The 17,810-nt window shown below is 36.9% G+C and carries 11 protein-coding genes; all 11 read left to right on the top strand.

Translation table 11 applies throughout. The features are described from left to right. The first annotated feature begins 265 nt into the window (after positions 1-265). Positions 266-1,606, top strand: a complete 1,341-nt coding sequence (locus CYTFE_RS0107225) for an endo-1,4-beta-xylanase (protein ID WP_044212766.1) — start codon at positions 266-268, stop codon at positions 1,604-1,606. 145 nt (positions 1,607-1,751) lie between these two features. Continuing rightward, complete coding sequence (locus CYTFE_RS0107220) at positions 1,752-3,200, top strand: MFS transporter (protein ID WP_027471267.1); 1,449 nt, start codon at positions 1,752-1,754, stop codon at positions 3,198-3,200. 158 nt (positions 3,201-3,358) lie between these two features. Then, positions 3,359-4,492: an endo-1,4-beta-xylanase gene (locus tag CYTFE_RS0107215; RefSeq protein ID WP_027471266.1), complete on the top strand. Its 1,134-nt coding sequence runs from the start codon at positions 3,359-3,361 to the stop codon at positions 4,490-4,492. A gap of 366 nt (positions 4,493-4,858) precedes the next feature. Then, positions 4,859-5,827, top strand: a complete 969-nt coding sequence (locus tag CYTFE_RS0107210) for a glycoside hydrolase family 43 protein (protein ID WP_027471265.1) — start codon at positions 4,859-4,861, stop codon at positions 5,825-5,827. A gap of 199 nt (positions 5,828-6,026) precedes the next feature. After that, positions 6,027-7,232 carry a ThuA domain-containing protein gene (locus tag CYTFE_RS28530; protein WP_052343057.1) on the top strand — a complete coding sequence of 402 codons (1,206 nt, stop codon included), beginning with the start codon at positions 6,027-6,029 and terminating at the stop codon, positions 7,230-7,232. A gap of 252 nt (positions 7,233-7,484) precedes the next feature. Continuing rightward, on the top strand, positions 7,485-8,705 hold the full coding sequence (locus tag CYTFE_RS0107195) for an OmpP1/FadL family transporter (RefSeq protein ID WP_027471264.1): 1,221 nt from the start codon (positions 7,485-7,487) through the stop codon (positions 8,703-8,705). Between the two features lie 9 nt (positions 8,706-8,714). Further along, complete coding sequence (locus CYTFE_RS0107190; protein ID WP_052343056.1) at positions 8,715-10,046, top strand: SGNH/GDSL hydrolase family protein; 1,332 nt, start codon at positions 8,715-8,717, stop codon at positions 10,044-10,046. Positions 10,047-10,259: 213 nt separating this feature from the next. Then, positions 10,260-11,477 (top strand): MlaD family protein, encoded by a 1,218-nt coding sequence (locus CYTFE_RS0107185; protein ID WP_027471262.1) that lies wholly within the window; start codon positions 10,260-10,262, stop codon positions 11,475-11,477. A 331-nt stretch (positions 11,478-11,808) separates the two neighbouring features. After that, complete coding sequence (dnaA, locus tag CYTFE_RS0107180) at positions 11,809-13,242, top strand: chromosomal replication initiator protein DnaA (protein WP_027471261.1); 1,434 nt, start codon at positions 11,809-11,811, stop codon at positions 13,240-13,242. Between the two features lie 137 nt (positions 13,243-13,379). After that, positions 13,380-15,743 (top strand): LysM peptidoglycan-binding domain-containing protein, encoded by a 2,364-nt coding sequence (locus CYTFE_RS25420; protein ID WP_044212769.1) that lies wholly within the window; start codon positions 13,380-13,382, stop codon positions 15,741-15,743. A gap of 59 nt (positions 15,744-15,802) precedes the next feature. Next, positions 15,803-17,761, top strand: coding sequence for an ABC-F family ATP-binding cassette domain-containing protein (locus tag CYTFE_RS0107170; protein ID WP_027471260.1), 1,959 nt, complete (start codon positions 15,803-15,805; stop codon positions 17,759-17,761). Positions 17,762-17,810: the final 49 nt, after the last annotated feature.

Genomic DNA, 17,810 nt, shown 5'->3' with positions numbered 1-17,810 from the left:
AATGTGAAAAACGACTTAACATCGTTATGATCGCTTGAACCAAGAGACGAAAACATCCTGTTTTGAGACATTTTATTGTGTAATGGATCTTCTAATGCATGGAGCCGACTATAGTAATATTATCAATATGTTGACGGAACCTATTGATATCCTTGATCCATGAAAATCTGGAGGATGTTCATGAATAGTGAACATCCTCTATTTTTAAACTTAGCCTTGCTCGTAAGTACTGAGCATAGACTAGTAAATAGAAAATATTTCGATTATGTTTCGATTAAAAATAATAAGTATCCTTTTTGTAGGAATAATGATAATGCTAAGCTGTGGCGAGGATGGAGGTACTCAACCTCAATTATCTGCCCCATTGGCTTTAAATGCTGAAGATATATCGCAAAATAGTTTTACTGCCCAGTGGATAGGGGTTGCGGATGCTCAAGGATATATCTTGGATGTTTCAACCAATGTTGATTTTTCAACCTTTATTGCCGGGTATGAGGCAAAACAATTGAGCAAGCTCTCCGAGGTGGTTTCCGGTCTAGATGGCGCTACACAATATTATTATAGAGTGAGAGCATATAATAATAATGTAGAGTCTCCCAATTCTAATGTAATTAAACTAACAACAGCTGTTCCCTCCGATTTGGTTTTAAAGGATGCTGCATCTGATTTTTTTATTGGAACGATTGTACAGGCCAATAGATTAACAGGCCAATATGATGTTGTTATGCAACGAGAGTTTAGCAGTATCACTGCCGAATATCAAATGAAGATGGATATAATGTATCCTAATCAAGGTGTATATGACTGGACAGCTTCGGATGCAATAGTTAATTATGCCGTTGACAATGGTTTTAATCTTCATGGACATGCGCTCATATGGCATAATGCCACACCTGAATGGGTGAGAAATTTTTCAGGATCAGATACCGAATTTGAGGCAATGGTGAAGGATTATATCAAAACAGTGGTAGGTAGATATAAAGGAAAAGTTACATCCTGGGATGTGGTGAACGAGGCCTTCAATGATGGGTCAGGATCGTACCGTAATTCTGTTTTTTATCAACGCCTAGGCGAAGATTATATCAGTAAATGTTTCCAGTGGGCACGTGAGGCAGATCAGGATGTATTGCTTTTTTATAATGATTACAATATGTGTAATGACCAAACAAAACAAAATGCTGTATTTTCAATGATAGATGAGTTGATAAGTGATGGGGTGTCGGTGAATGGTGTTGGTTTTCAAATGCACATATCATATAATGGCCCTGCTAAAGAAAATATAATGGCAGCTAGCAACCGTATTGTTGAAAGAGGCTTGAAAGTGCACTTTGCTGAGTTGGATATTAGGGCAAACCCTGATAATAATATGAGTGAGTTAACTTCGGTAAGAGCATTGGCGCAAAAAGAAAAGTATAAAGAGGTAGCCGCTATTTATAATAGTTTACCTGCCAGTAATAAATATGCCCTTACCATTTGGGGATTGAAAGATGATGAAAGTTGGTTGCTGGATTTTTATGGTCACCAGGATTGGCCCCTGCTTTTTGATATGCATTTCAATAAAAAAGACGCTTACTATGGCGTACTTGAAGGACTTTTACAAAAATAGGAAATGCATAAGGTGTAGTAATAGTTAACATTTTTTTGATGAGACAGGAAGCTAAAGTAATTGCTTGCTCAGCTATGTGGCGTCTTATCATGACCAATAATATCCATCCAATAATTTAAGTTACTACGCATAAATATATTGAGTTATGAACAATAATATTCAAAAAATATCAGTCATCGAAAAAATAGGTTACAGCTTGGGAGACTTGGCTGCAAATTTGATTTTTCAAACCTTAATGACTTTTTTAGCATTCTTTTATACGGATGTATATAAAATTCCACCAGCAAGCGCCTCTGCTATTATCTTTTCAGGGGGTATGATAGGTGCGTTTTTTAACCCTATTATGGGCGCTATTGCCGATCGTACACAAACAAGATGGGGTAAATTTAGACCATGGATTTTGTGGACATCCATTCCTTTTGGTGTAATGGCATTGTTGGCTTTTAGTACTCCTCAATTTAGTCCAGGAGGAAAAATAGCCTACGCCATGATTACTTATGTTTTATTGGTGCTGGTTTATTCAGCGAATAATTTACCTTATTCAGCATTAAGCGGTGTTATTACTGGTGACATGGGTGAACGAAATAGTATTTCTTCTTTTCGCTTTGTGGCGGTTATGATAGCTCAATTTACAGTACAAGGCTTATTATTGCCTTTGGTGCTTATATTCGGAGATGGAGATAAAGCTGCTGGCTTCGAAAATGTAATGGGCGTGTTTGCTGTAGTAGGCGTCATCTTTCTGCTCATTACTTTTTTTACAACCAAAGAAAGAATTGTACCAACACAAGATCAAAAATCAACCTTAAAAGAGGACCTGGGTGATCTGTTTAAAAATAAACCCTGGATAGCCATGCTTTTGCTTACCATTTTGATATTTGTAACACTGGCCTTAAAAGGAGGTATGTATATTTATTATTTTGATAATTATTTGGATGAGAACGCCTTATCTCTGTTTTTAAACCGACTGGGTTTTGTCGATTTAATTGAATATTTAAAAATATCATTCACTGGTTTTGACTGGCCTGAAGATCCGGTGACATCTGCATTTAGCTTGTTTAATGCAGGAGGTATTATCTTTATGATTGTTGGTATTGGTTTTTCTAAACCCTTGGCCGATAAATTTGGAAAACGAGATGTTTTTGTGGTGGCATTAATCATATCTACACTTTGTGTTCTTGCTTTCTGGTTTTTTCCGGTTAATATGATTGGTGTTGTTTTCATAGCGCAGATATTACATGGATTCTTTTACGGGATCACTATTCCGCTGCTGTGGGCAATGATAGCTGATGTGGCTGATTATTCTGAATGGAAAAATAATCGACGTGCTACTGCTATTATTTTCTCTGCTATGATTTTTGGTTTAAAAGCCGGTTTAAGTATTGGGGGCGCTCTAGTGGCTGGTGTGCTTGCAACCTATGGTTATAATGAACAATTGACTATTCAATCACCTGAAACGGTGAATGGAATTAAACTTTCGGTAAGTGTTTATCCAAGTCTTACCTTTCTGGCAGGAGCTGCCTGTTTGCTTTTTTACGAGATTAACAAAAAAATGGAAGTGCAAATAGAACAAGCGCTGAAGGCGCGTAGACAATAGTGCAGCTTGAAGGGCTAAGTTAGAATAGTTCGGATTTTAATGAGTAAGTAATCAATAATATAGGTGCACTGAAACGAGCCTTGGTAATTATTTCACACACAGGAGGATGATTCATTTAGGCGAGTTCCATATGACCTTTGAAAGAAAAATATAAACATATGAAAAAAATTAAAATAACCCTGGGTATCGGAATTTTATCATTAGGTTTTTTAGCCTGTAACAATGTTTCACATCATAAACAAGAGGTAACTTCGCTGGCAAAAGCATTTGAAGGAAAGTTCTTGATAGGTGCGGCTTTGAACTCAGCTCAAATATTAGGTGAGGATACTGCAGCCTTAAAGTTGGTAGCCAGCCAGTTTAACTCTATTGTGGCAGAAAATAGTATGAAAAGTGAAGTTCTGCAACCGCAAGCAGGCGTATTTGACTTTACTGAGTCGGATAAATTGGTGGAGCTAGGTCAAAAAAACAAAGCTTTTGTTGTTGGACATAACTTGGTTTGGCATTCCCAGGCACCTGCTTGGTTTTTTGTGGATAAGGAAGGCAATGACGTGTCAAGAGATACCTTGATCGAAAGAATGAAAAATCATATACATGAAGTTGTAGGCAGATACCGGGGAAAAATAAAAGGGTGGGATGTTGTAAATGAAGCTTTAAATGAAGATGGAAGTTTAAGAAAAAGTAAATTTTATCATATTATTGGACCTGAATATATTGAGTTGGCTTTTCAATTTGCGCATGAGGCAGACCAAGATGCTGAGTTATATTATAATGACTACAATATGTACAAACCTGAAAAACGAAAGGGAGCTGTTCACTTAATAGAAAATTTAAAAGCCAAAGGTTTAAGAGTGGATGCAATTGGAATGCAGGCCCACTATGGTTTAAATAAGGATTTAACAAAGGAAATAGAAGAGAGTATTATGGCTTTTGCCAATACGGGTGTGAAAGTGATGATAACCGAATTGGATGTGTCGGTTTTACCTTTTCCTGCTGAAGAAATTACTGCCGAGGTAAGTCAATCTTATCAAAATAAACCTGAATATAATCCTTACGTGGAAGCTGTGCCTGATTCGATACAAAAGGCCTTGGCCGATTATTATGCAAATTTGTTTAAGGTCTACTTAAAGCATAATGATAAGATTAGCCGTATTACCTTTTGGGGTGTTAATGATAGTCAAACATGGCGTAATTATTGGCCCATTGAAGGACGTACAGATTATCCTTTGTTGTTCGATAGAAACAACCAGCCTAAACCGGTATATAACACGTTAATTTATTTAGCGAAAAACTAGAGCATACTTAAGCTGATTTATAAATAGCATAGCTTAAGTAAAGAATTTTTTTTACCAGACAATCGTAAAATGTAATAATAATGTAGACACAATAGCATACTTGATACATAGTGGCTGCAAGAAAACGACTGTTTTTTTTGTCTTTGATATGAAAGCTTCAAAGACAAGGCTTTCGATATTTTTGAAACCAAGGAGTTTGCTGATTGTAAATGACTGTTTCAAAAATGAGAATAACGCAGTATTTGGAGTTTTCTTGCAAAGACTACATATGACCATGATATGTGTGTAGTATAAAGGTGCCGATCTTTGTGCTTATATACTAGTGGTCATAGTTCACTTATCTATCTGCAACGTATTAAAAATACCATGAAAGAAGCAAAATATTTAGTAAAGGATTTATATACAGCAGACCCATCTGCTCATGTTTTTAATGATAAATTATATATTTATCCATCTCATGATTTTGAATCAGGAGTTCCGGAAAATGACAATGGAGATCACTTTAATATGCGTGATTATCATGTGTATTCGATGGATTCAATAGATGGAGATATCATTGATCATGGTGTCATCTTGGATGTGGATGAGGTGCCTTGGGCTAGTCGCCAAATGTGGGATTCAGATGTGGCAGAAAAAGATGGTAAGTATTATCTCTATTTCTCAGCCAAAGATTACAACGATATTTTTCATATTGGAGTCGCCGAAAGTGATACTCCCGAAGGCCCTTTTATTCCACTGGCGCATCCTATGCGAGGAAGTTATAGTATCGATCCTTGCGTTTTTAAGGATGATGATGGCGATTATTTTATTTATTTTGGAGGTATTTGGGGCGGTCAGTTACAGCGCTACCGAAATAATAAAGCCATTGAAGGTGGAGCAGAACCCGCCGATCAGGAACCGGCACTTAATCCGATTGTTGCAAAATTGAGTGATGATATGCTTGAGTTTGCGGAGGAACCAAAACAATTGTTGATTTTGGATGAGAAAGGAAATCCACTTTTAGCGGGTGATCATGATAGACGCTTTTTTGAAGCTTCATGGATGCATAAATATAAAGGCAAATATTATTTTTCTTATTCAACAGGAAATACACATTTATTGTGCTATGCTATAGGAGATAGCCCTTATGGTCCCTTTACTTATCAAGGTGTTATCTTAACGCCTGTGCTTGGGTGGACAACTCATCATTCTATTTGTGCGTTTAAAGGTAAATGGTATTTGTTTCATCACGACTGTGTTCCTTCTGGAGGTAAAACATGGTTGAGAAGTATGAAAGTGGTTGAATTAGCGTATAATGATGATGGCACCATAAAAACAATTGAAGGAACTAAATAGGAAAATATAATATGAAGAATAAAAATAAGAAAGTCATTTTTTATGGCTATTTTGCTTTGTCTTTATACTGGGGATTGCTGCACAAAACCAGCTGAGCACTCAGTGGAGTAGACTGCATCAGTATGCTGGTAGTTGGGTCAGTACGATCAATCCTCAGACAGACAGTATAGCACCTTTACCGCTGTTGAGGATGAAATGTATGGCTCCTTATAAATGCCAATCATTATTTGTTGAAGTACAGCAATTAGTGAATGATCAGTACAAAACTGTTTTAGTGGAAATGATTGCCTGCGATTCCCTGACCAATACAATTTTTGCATCCGGACAAAATGGAGAAGGAGTCGTTTTTGTTGGAAAAGGTAATTTTTTATCTCCACAGGATTGGGTCATGGAAGATGCTGATTTGTTGGGAAATAAAACAATGGATGTCCGTTTCCACTTTAATAGTTTAACGGATGTGTTGGTGGAAGGGTTTGATACAAGCGGCAATCGTTTATGGGGAACTCGTTACATAAAAAGAAATCCTAAAGATAAGAATTTAGGTGTTCAGCTGGTATCTGTGCATGATAATATGTTGGAGAATCCTTATGAAACACTTAAGCAATTGAATCGATTAGGCTTTAGTTATATAGAGACTTTTGTTTATGCTGATGGTACTTTCTATGGTATGAGTCCTGCTGTATTTAAAAATATGGTTGCGCTTGCCGGACTTAGGTTTGAAGGTTCTATGACTTTTTATGATTTGCCCACTGATGAAAAATGGGATGAGGCTATTTTATGGTGGAAAAAATGTATTCGAGATCATAAAGAAGCAGGTGTTTCCTATTTGTCAACTTCTAATCATGAACTGAAAACGGTAAAGAGTAAACATGAACTTCAAAGGTATTGCGATTATTATAATGCTATAGGAAAGTTATGTGCAGAAAATGGATTGCAGTTTGTATATCATAATCATGCGGATGCTTTAAATGTGGCGCAAATAGATTCTCTCAAGAAGTTTATTCGCAAAGGTGGTGGATTTGTGGGTATTCATGCAGCATCGGCCGCAAAAAAAAGAAATGCATGGTATGATGGTTTGATAGGTGGAGTGTTTACGAATCATCCAAAGTTACAGTCTGCTGTTTTGCAAGTTGAAGATGCTAGTTTTCCTGCTGTGATGCACTTGCCTCCTAAGTGGTTATGGAGTGATGAATGGTATAATTTCGATAAATTTGATGATCAAAAAGTGCATGTGGTATTAAAGGTGGATGAGAAAACTTATGATTATTCAGCTGGTTATGATCGTATTCCTTTGAAAGGAATGGGCGAAAATCATCCTATTGCGTGGTGTCATCATTACGATGGGGGGCGAATTTTTTCTACAGATTCGCGAAAAATATATGCCTGCACAGTTAAATCAAAATGAGATATAGATTTTAGATTGGATGTCTTTCTTGTTCTGGGTTTGCCGGAAAAATTGTGTGGATATCAGTTGAATATCAGATTGTAAATAGATCTTGATTAAAGCATTTAAACTTATGAACAATTAATTTGAAAATTGTAATTATTTATGTTCTGCTAAAATATTTCTGTTAAATAGCTCTCGAAAAAAATATTGTTTGTACGTTGCGACGGTTTTTGGATGAATGAAATGAGGTTTTACTAAATTAAAAATTATATGAAAAAATGTATTTTCATGATTATTCTTACGGTGTTGAGTATTCATATTTACGCCGAAGGATATCAGGTTAATGTACAAAGTCAAAAGAATACAGCGATGGGGCATACAGGAACAGGTCTTCTGTTGGGAACATCATCTATTCATTTTAATCCTGGAGCATTAGGGTTTATGCAAAAAGATTTTGAGTTCTCCTTTGGGGGGACAGCTGTATTCTCTAAAGTATCTTATTCGCAAAAAGGCTCCAATTACCAGTCTGAAACAGATAGTCCAATTGGTACTCCTTTTTATGCTTATGCAGCAAAAAAAATAAATGAAAAACTTGTTCTGGGTATTGGACTTACAACTCCTTATGGTAATTCATTGGCGTGGGAGGATGATTGGGCAGGACGTTATTTAATTCAAAATATATCATTAAGTGCCATAGTTGCTCAACCAACATTGTCTTATCGTTTAAGTGATAAATGGGGCATAGGAATTGGAGCAATGGTTGTTTTTGGTTCGGTTGATTTAAACAGGGCTTTACCTGTTGATGGTACTGTGCCAGGAAGTGTAAGTATGGAAGGTTCTACAACAGCCTTGGGCTTTAATGTGGGAGCTTTTTTTAAGGCTTCTCCGCAGTTATCCTTGGGCTTGAACTATCGTTCTAAGGTGACCATGGAGATGGAAGGTGGCGATGCTGACTTTACTGTGCCCTCTGCCTTACGTATATATTTCCCGTCTGGCAATAAATTTGATGCAGAATTGCCTCTTCCGGCCAATTTAACATTGGGTGTGGGCTATCAAATAAATGATAAAGTTACCTTAGCGGCTGACTTTCAATACGTATTTTGGGACGCCTATAAGGAACTGTATTTTGATTTCGAAACCAATACCAGCCTGTTGGCTGATTCGCCCAATCCAAGAAATTACGAGAACACACTTATTTATCGTTTGGGTGCAGAATACAAACAAAGTGAAAACTTAATACTCCGAGCGGGTATTTATTTTGATGAAACACCTGTTTCAGAAGATTATTTGAATCCGGAGACACCAGGTATGAATAAAATTGGGATGTCAACAGGAGCAAGCTATATGCTCAATGATAAGTTGACTGTTGATTTGTCGTTATTGTTTATTGTAGGACTCGATAGAGATGCCAGTTACTTGCCGGCCAATTTTAGTGGAACCTATGATAGTCAAGCCTTTTTGCCTGGTGTTGGATTAACTTATTCATTTTAATTTATACGCATGATAATGATATTTGATAATATAAAATATATGACCATATTATTGGTCGTTTTTCTTGCAGGTTGTGAATTACAACCCGATGATTTTAGCCCTTCTGCAGGAAGTGCTGATTTCTCTAATTATGTAGCGCTTGGCGACTCATATACGGCTGGCTATACCGATGGAGCCATGGGGGCGAGAGGACAAGAAAGTAGTTTCCCGAATATTATGGCAACTCAACTGGCGATGGTTGGTAATGGTGGTTTTCAACAACCTACGATTGAAGGTGGGGGAAGTGTTAGCGGCAGTGGAACCGGCTATTATTCACTTCAGGTGGTGGACGGAAATCTTAGTCCTGTGCCTGGAGAAGGTGATATGGATATTTTTTCTGATCGTTTATACAATGCCAGTGAGCCAACTCATAATCTAGGTGTACCTGGCGCTAAATCGTCTCATTTATTGGCAGATGGATACGCCAATTTGAATCCTTTCTTTGCCCGATTTGCGAGTAGTGAATCCACTAGCGTATTGACAGATGCCTTGGCACAAAATCCGACTTTTGTATCGCTTTGGATAGGGGGAAATGATGTTTTGTCTTATGCACTTGAAGGAGGAGAGGTCGATGAAATTACCTCGGCCACACATTTTGATTTTTATATGGGTGTTATTGCGGAAAGTTTATTTGCCGAATCTACCAAAGGTGTTATCGCCAACATACCGCATATTGAAGCCTTACCTTATTTTAATACCATTGCATATGATGCCTTGGTATTGGATCAAGCAACAGCAGACGCGCTAAACTCAGCATACGCACAGTATAATGCGGGTGCACTGGCCTTTGGTTTACCAAAAATTGAATTTGTGGAAGGTGCCAATGCGTTAGTAATCGAAGATGAAGATTATGCACATCCTGCCAAAATACGTCAAATTACAGCAGAAGAAAAGGTGCTTTTGCCTGCCTTAAGTAGTATACGCAATAAGGAAGTCGGCTGGGGATCTGCAAGCCCAATACCTGCAAATTATATTTTGGATGCAGAAGAAGTGTCGGACATAAGCGAGGCAATAGATGCGTTTAATATTACTATAAAAAATATAAGCGAACAGTATGACCTGGCCTTCGTTGATTTGGAGGCTTTAATGGAAAGAGCCATCTCTTCAGGTATTTTATTGGATGGAAATATATATACTTCTACATTTGTGTCTGGAGGGATTTTTTCTTTGGATGGCATTCACCCCACAGCTCGTGGAGCCGCTATTATATCCAATACTTTTGTAGAAGCTATCAATCTTAAATATGGCGCCCAAATACCCAAGGTGAATATTAATGATTATTCAACGGTAGTATATCCTTAAATAATATTAAGCAGATTATATTTTGTAAGGTTGTTTCTTTTGTAGAAACAATCTTTTTTTTGGTGTTTTATCAGGAAGGTTGAATCTGTTCATAAAGAAGTAATTATAATGAAAGATGAACGGTTGTATTTGTATTGAATGTTTAACAGATTCATTGGATTGTACTTTTTAAGTAAAAATCTGTTATTTTTGAAGATCAATAAAACCGCAGTTATGGCTAAAATTTCTAAAGAAGCTAAGGTTGGTTTAACCGTTGGGTTAGCAATTTTTATATTTGCTTGGGGTATTAATTTCCTGAAAGGAAAAGATATATTTACTCCAGGTTATAAGGTTCATGGTATATATTCCAGAATAGATGGACTCACGGAATCAAGTCCGATATATTATAAGGGTTTTCAAATAGGATCTGTTCGTAAGATATCTCTGCTGGCTGGAGGTAATAGTGATTTACTGGTTACAATGGCCATTGAAAAGGATATCGACTTTCCTAAAAATACTGTTGCGCAGATTTATAGTCTCGATTTGATGGGATCGAAAGGTATCCGTTTTGTGTATGGAAATAGCCCTGATCTAATTGAGGCTGGCGATACTTTAAGTACGTCAGTAACAGGTGATTTGGCAGACCAAGTGAGTCAGGAAGTACTTCCGTTAAAGGATAAAGTGGAGAATATGGTTGTTGGCCTGGATTCAATTTTAACCAACTTAAACCGATTTTTAAGTGAAGAAAATAAAAATAGTTTGTCAAGTGGTATGAATGATTTTTCCGGTATGATGAGGAATTTAAATCAAATTAGTGCTTCCATTAACTACAGTTTGAAAGAAAAAGGATCATTAGATAATACACTGGCTAATCTCGAAGCCGTAAGTTTGGTTTTAAAGGCAAATGGTGAAGCACTATCTGCTTTGATGAAGAATATGGAGTCTGCCTCAGGCCAATTGGCCGATGCTCATATTGATAGTCTGGCCCATAAGATGAGCAATACTTTTGTATCTGTTAATACGCTTTTAACATCCTTGAATCGAGGGGAAGGAACCGTAGGTAAACTTATGTCGGATGAACAACTGTATGACAATATGAATAATGTTTCTGTTAGTTTAGATAGGTTGTTGAATGATGTTAGGGAGCAGCCCAAACGTTATGTTAATTTTAGTGCTGTAAGTTTTGGAGGTGGAAAGGCCGAAAAGAAGAAAGACCAGAAGACTGTTTATAAACTTTTATTAAAAAAATCCAAAGCACCTTTGGATTTACGTGGCGTTGAGCTTGGGGAGGATAAGTATGTGAGAGAAGAACGTTCAGGTAAATTTTATCTGTATACCATAGGAGAGGAGCAGCGTAAGGAAGCTTTGCTGGGCTTAAAAAATGATATCAGTGATCGTTACCCTGATGCTCAAATAGTTACCTTTCGGGGTGGAAAAATGGTGAAAAAATAAACTTCTTCTTCATAAAACGACCAATTTACATTTTCAATTATAATATTAAGTAGTGCCTTAGGTAAAAAAAAAGCAAAAAAATGTCTGTTTAGCTCAAAGCCTTTGTTCTTAGTGCATATGGTGAGTCCATTTAACATTGAATAATGTGTTCAATTGAATGATTCATAGATGTTTATGTAGGAATGTGCATAAAGGGTTATAAATAAGATCAGTAGTGTACATTTTACAATGTCAAGTATTTTAACATTTTTTTTTCAAGATTTTTTTCACAAATTTTGTATTAGATAATACCTAGTATATAACATAAAACACTAAACAGAGGAAGCAAATAATGAAGCCCGGTTACGAAATTGTATGGAATAATTGTTTGAATGTAATTAAAGACAATATTCCACAAATAAGCTTTAAAACATGGTTCGAACCTATTGTGCCTCTTAAGATTGAAAGTGATGTATTAACCATTCAGGTTCCGAGTGCTTTTTTTTATGAGTATTTGGAAGAGCATTTTATCGATCTTTTGAGAAGTACCATTAGAAGAGAACTTGGGCATTCGGCTAAGTTGGAGTATAGTGTGGTTGTGGATAACCCTCATCAAAAGAATCAACAGCCATTAACCCAACGCTTGCCCTCGAATAACAGAACAGACTTACGAAACCGACCCGTATCCATGCAAATGAATTCGGAAAAGCCGGTGGTGAAAAACCCGTTTGTTATCCCAGGCATCAAAAAGTTGAATGTGGATCCTCAGCTTAATTCTGATTATACCTTTGAGAACCATATCGAAGGTGAATGTAATAGATTGGCTCGCTCAGCTGGTATGGCGGTAGCTAAGAATCCTGGTAAGACAGCCTTTAACCCATTGTTTTTGTATGGTAACTCCGGATTAGGAAAAACTCACTTGGCACAGGCAATAGGTATTGATGTAAAAAAGTATTTTCCTGAAAAAACCGTTTTATATGTAAACGCAAATAAGTTTCAAACGCAGTTTACCGAATCGGTTCGTAATAATACACAAAATGATTTTCTTAACTTTTATCAGATGATTGATGTTTTGATCATTGATGATGTGCAGGAGTTTGCAGGAAAAGAGAAAACACAAAATACGTTTTTCCATATTTTTAACCACCTTCATCAAATGGGTAAGCAGCTAATATTAACGGCCGATAAAGCACCTGTGGAAATGAAGGGGATGGAAGATAGATTGCTGTCACGTTTTAAATGGGGATTGTCTGCTGATGTACATATACCCGATTATGATACGCGTGTGGCTATTTTGAAGCATAAACTATATAAGGACGGAATCAATTCTATTGGTGGTGATGTGATAGAGTATATTGCTTCTAATATTTCGCAAAATATACGGGAGTTAGAGGGTGCTTTAATTTCATTATTGGCTCAGGCGACACTTAATAAAAAAGAGATCACAAGGGAAGTGGCCATGTCAATTGTCGATAAGTTGGTAAAGAAAACGCAAAAAGAGTTAAGTGTTGACTATATACAGCAGATTGTATGCGACTATTTTGGATTGGCAGTGGATTCTTTGCAGTCTAAAACACGAAAAAGAGAAATTGTGCAGGCTCGTCAGGTAGCTATGTATTTTTCTAAGAGCCTGACAAACTCGTCTTTGTCTGCCATTGGATCGAAAATTGGAAAGAAAGATCATGCAACTGTTTTACATGCTTGTAAAACAGTGAATAACCTAATAGAAACAGATAAAGATTTTAAAAACCAAATGCAGGAAATCGAAGCCCAAATAAAAATGTAAAATTAGATATTTAACGAATAGAAGAAGTTGTTGGAACAAATGTTGCAACAACTTTTTTGTTTATCCCAACTTGCTTTTGTTTTGGTGATACTCTTTTTATACTTTTGGAGGCACTATAATTCAGAACTGTAAACTCAATGATCAGAAAATCATTTATTAGCTATTGGATATTTGTTGCATTTATTTATGCTTCATTGCCTGTTATGGCACAAGATAACAGTGGTAAGAAAATTGCCGACAAAGTTATTGTTGATGGAAATACCTATTATTTACATATCGTAAAAAAAGGAGAGGGGTTTTATGGGATAGCCAAAAAATATGGCGTATCTCAAAAAGAAATCCACGAAGCAAATCCTGGTTCTATTTTCGGTTTAAAGCCTGGTGATATACTTCGTGTTCCTGTTATTGATGGTAGAAATAGCAATGCAAATGAAATTAAACAATCTGGTAAGTTTATTTATCATACCGTTGAGAAAGGACAAACGCTTTACTTTTTGTCTAGGAAGTATAAAGTGAGTATCGACGATATTAAAAAATATAACGCTGGTGCTAACGGCGATTTATTGGTGGGAACTATTTTTAAGATTCCTGTAGCTACCACCCAAAAACAAAATGAAGATTCTGGTAGCTCGTATATTTATCATGTGGTAAAACCTAAAGAGACCCTTTATGGTATTTCTATGAAATATCATACAAAGGTAGATTCTATTTTAAAGTATAACCAGGCTTTATTGGATGGTATCTTGTCGGTTGGTTCTACGGTTCGTATACCCAAGGTTGATTTGCCTTTGGTAAGCGAGGTTATAAGTGATCAGGCTATGCATTCGCCTATTGAAGATGATCAATATTTGTATCACAAAATAGAACAAGGTGAAACCATTTATTCGGTGAGTAAAATGTATCATGTTTCGCAACAAGACTTGGTGAGTACTAATCCTAGTTTAAATCCTGACAGTCTACCCTTGGGTTACCTGGTGAGAATACCTAAGGTAAAGGTTGAAAAGCCAGACGAGAATGGACATCGTCAGGAAAACGATTTTAAAAAGCATACTGTTCGACGTAAGGAAACTATTTATTCTATATCGCAGAAATATGGAGTGGAGATTGCCGATATTGAGGAGGCTAATCCAAACATGATATTGACCCATATTCGAAAAGGAACAAAAATTAATATTCCCACATCAACTTACCTTGCTCGTAAGAAGGAGGAACAGCGCATGGCGCAATTGGTGGTCGAAGATAAAGAAGAGCCTTATTTGGATACTGTTTCTGTGGATTGTGGAGCTTACGATTATTATGCAAGTAAAGAGATTCTTAAAGTAGCTTTGTTATTACCCTTTGATTTGGAGGCTACACGTAAGGAAAATATTGTGAGCAAAATAGAAGGTGATCAAGAGGTGCTAATGGAGAGGGAAAATCCGGTTGTTTCGTCTCGTTCACGTAGTTTTGTGGAGTTTTATGAAGGAGCCTTGATGGCGCTTGATTCTTTGAAAAAACAAGGTGTTAATGTGCAGCTTTATACCTTTGATACAGCACCTGATACAAATAAAGTGAAGCAAATTCTGAATCGGCCTGAGCTTCGATCGGTGGATCTGATTGTGGGACCTGCGTATGCGAGTAACTTAAAACTGGTCTCAGATTTTTCGGTTAGTCATCAAATAAAAATGGTTTATCCCTTGTCAAGTGTAAATCCTGTCCTGAATGAAAATCCATATTTGTTTCAAGTAAATACACCGGATAGTTTGTTGTTCGATCAATATTCGAATTATATTGTGAAACAACGTGAGAATATGCGTATTGTCGTGTTAAAATCTGCTGTTCCTAATGATGAGGAGGATAAGCTGGCTATGATGATTAAAAATAAGCTCTATCTTAAGTATCTTCCTCAGGGGAAAATACCAGATTTTATGGAAATAGCTTTTTCTGAACAAAATGTGCAAGGGGTGGAAGCATTGCTCAGTCATGACAAAGAGAATTTAGTCGTTATTCCTTCTCCCGATGAAGCAGATGTATCTAAGATTATAACTACTTTACACGGTGTATCAGAGTCTACAGACGTAAAGATAAAATTAATTGGTTTTGGGAGTTGGTTGAGATTTCAAACCATTGATGCAGAGGAAATACATGATTTGGATACAGAAATATTGACACCCTATGTGTTGGATCATCAGAATAGTGTGGTTCAAGATTTTTCTGCGAAATATAGAGCATGGTATTATACTGAACCATTGGCCGTTTCACCTTACTTTATTCGGTCAGGAAGAGATGCGAAATATTCTAGGTATGGTATATGGGGCTTTGATGTGATGTTTTATTTCTTAAGTGCCCAGGTTCAATATGGATCTCAGTTTGAGCACTGTATTCAGCATTACTCGGCAAAACAAGTGCAATTCAACTTTAACTTTAAGAGGTATGCTAACTGGGGAGGATTTTTTAATGATGGCTTGTATGTAATCAGGTTTAGTCCTTCTTTGGATATATATCGCAAACCCCTTAACTAAGATTGGGGCAGAGTCCTGGAAAATAAATGATCATTATAGTAATACAGTAATATTAATAAATGGTTTCGGTAAATCAGTTGTCGGTTGAGTTTGGAGGTTTTACCTTATTCAAAGATGTGTCTTTTCTAGTCAATCCTAAAGACAAAATTGGATTAGCAGGTAAAAATGGTGCTGGAAAATCAACATTACTTAAAATATTAGCAGGTGTTCAAACACCTACCAGTGGTACATTATCTTGTGCCAAAGATGTGAAAATTGGTTATCTGCCTCAGCATATGAAGCATGATGATACTGGTACCGTGTGGGATGAAGTGGAAAAAGCATTTGGTGAGCTTAAAACACTGGAAAAGGAAATAGATTATTTGAACGAGCAGTTGGGGAAACGGACGGATTATGAATCGCAATCATATCTGGATTTGATTCATCAGGTAAGTGATAAAAGCGAAAGATTAAATATGCTTGGTGGTGCAAACTACGCCTCAGGTATAGAGGTTACCTTGAAAGGACTTGGGTTTGAAAGAGATGATTTTACACGTTTGACTTCTGAGTTTTCTGGTGGATGGAGAATGCGTATCCAACTTGCAAAGATATTATTGCAAAAACCAGATGTGTTTTTATTGGATGAACCTACTAACCATTTGGATATAGAGTCGATACAATGGTTCGAAGAATTTCTGAAAAACTATAGTGGTGCAGTGGTCTTGGTTTCTCATGACCGTGCTTTTTTGGATAATATAACCAAACGAACTATTGAAATTCAAATGGGAAAGATATATGATTACAAAGCTTCTTATACCAGATACCTTGAGCTGAGAGAAGAGCGAAAGGAACAGCAAATGGCAGCTTATCGTAATCAGCAGAAACTAATTGAAGACACAGAGAAATTTATTGAACGTTTTCGATATCAGGCAACCAAAGCGGTTCAGGTTCAGTCGCGCATTAAGCAACTGGAGAAATTGGATCGAATCGAGGTTGATGAGTTTGATAAATCGGCATTGAGGATTAAGTTTCCCCCGGCGCCGCATGCGGGAAGTATTACACTGGAAGGTAAACATGTTTCAAAAAGCTATGGTGAACATGAGGTTTTGTCTGATGTTGATTTTACCATTGAAAGAGGTGAAAAGGTTGCCTTTATAGGAAGAAATGGGGAGGGTAAAACTACCATGGCTAGGATGATTATGAATGAGATTAGCTTCACAGGTAGCATAAAATTAGGTCACCAGGTGAAAATAGGCTATTTTGCTCAGAATCAAGCCGACCTACTGGATGAAAGTGTTTCTGTACTTGAAACAATTGATCGTGTGGCGGTTGGTGATGTGAGGTTAAAGATTCGTGATTTATTGGGTGCTTTTATGTTTAGTGGTGAAGCGGTGGATAAAAAAGTATCGGTTTTGTCAGGAGGGGAAAGAACCCGCTTGGCAATGGTTAAACTGCTGCTTGAACCAGTGAACTTACTTATCCTGGATGAGCCAACAAACCATTTGGATATTAGATCTAAAGAACTATTGAAACAAGCGGTTAAAGATTTTGAGGGAACGGTGGTCGTGGTTTCTCATGATCGTGAATTCCTCGATGGCCTGGTGGATAAGGTTTATGAATTCCGTCATAAAAAAATGAAGGAACACCTAGGCGGTATCTATGAATTTCTGGAAAGAAAGAAAATGGAATCCTTGAAGGAAATGGAGTTGCAGAAACCGAATGGTAAAGCGGTGAAAGCCAAAGATAATGGGGGGGAGAATCAGGGGGCAAAACTATCTTACGAACAAAGAAAGGAAATTAGTAGAAGGGTTAAAAAAGCCCAGCAGCAAGTGGAGAAATGCGAAAAGAAAATAGCTCAACTGGAAGAGAATATTGTGGAGTTAGATAGATTGATGCAGATACCCCAAAATGCAAGTGATCCTGAATTTGTGCGAAAATATCAGGAACTGAATGTTTTACTGGAGAAAGAAATGGAACAATGGGAGACTTGTCAACAGGAATTAGATGAGGCTGAGTTGGAAAAGAGAAAATTGGATTAAATAAGATTTTTATAAGATATTAGCTTGGTAGTGGTTGTTGCTGTTATCA

It is taken from the genome of Saccharicrinis fermentans DSM 9555 = JCM 21142, assembly GCF_000517085.1.
In the GTDB taxonomy this organism is placed as follows: domain Bacteria; phylum Bacteroidota; class Bacteroidia; order Bacteroidales; family Marinilabiliaceae; genus Saccharicrinis; species Saccharicrinis fermentans.
This window is presented reverse-complemented; position numbering and strand designations above follow the sequence as displayed.

What these genes read in the sequence shown, in the direction of transcription:
- CYTFE_RS0107225 (WP_044212766.1), top strand. Translation starts at nt 266, where the DNA reads ATGTTTCGATTAAAAATAATAAGTATCCTTTTTGTAGGAATAATGATA.
- CYTFE_RS0107220 (WP_027471267.1), top strand. Translation starts at nt 1,752, where the DNA reads ATGAACAATAATATTCAAAAAATATCAGTCATCGAAAAAATAGGTTAC.
- CYTFE_RS0107215 (WP_027471266.1), top strand. Translation starts at nt 3,359, where the DNA reads ATGAAAAAAATTAAAATAACCCTGGGTATCGGAATTTTATCATTAGGT.
- CYTFE_RS0107210 (WP_027471265.1), top strand. Translation starts at nt 4,859, where the DNA reads ATGAAAGAAGCAAAATATTTAGTAAAGGATTTATATACAGCAGACCCA.
- CYTFE_RS28530 (WP_052343057.1), top strand. Translation starts at nt 6,027, where the DNA reads ATGGCTCCTTATAAATGCCAATCATTATTTGTTGAAGTACAGCAATTA.
- CYTFE_RS0107195 (WP_027471264.1), top strand. Translation starts at nt 7,485, where the DNA reads ATGAAAAAATGTATTTTCATGATTATTCTTACGGTGTTGAGTATTCAT.
- CYTFE_RS0107190 (WP_052343056.1), top strand. Translation starts at nt 8,715, where the DNA reads ATGATAATGATATTTGATAATATAAAATATATGACCATATTATTGGTC.
- CYTFE_RS0107185 (WP_027471262.1), top strand. Translation starts at nt 10,260, where the DNA reads ATGGCTAAAATTTCTAAAGAAGCTAAGGTTGGTTTAACCGTTGGGTTA.
- dnaA (WP_027471261.1), top strand. Translation starts at nt 11,809, where the DNA reads ATGAAGCCCGGTTACGAAATTGTATGGAATAATTGTTTGAATGTAATT.
- CYTFE_RS25420 (WP_044212769.1), top strand. Translation starts at nt 13,380, where the DNA reads ATGATCAGAAAATCATTTATTAGCTATTGGATATTTGTTGCATTTATT.
- CYTFE_RS0107170 (WP_027471260.1), top strand. Translation starts at nt 15,803, where the DNA reads ATGGTTTCGGTAAATCAGTTGTCGGTTGAGTTTGGAGGTTTTACCTTA.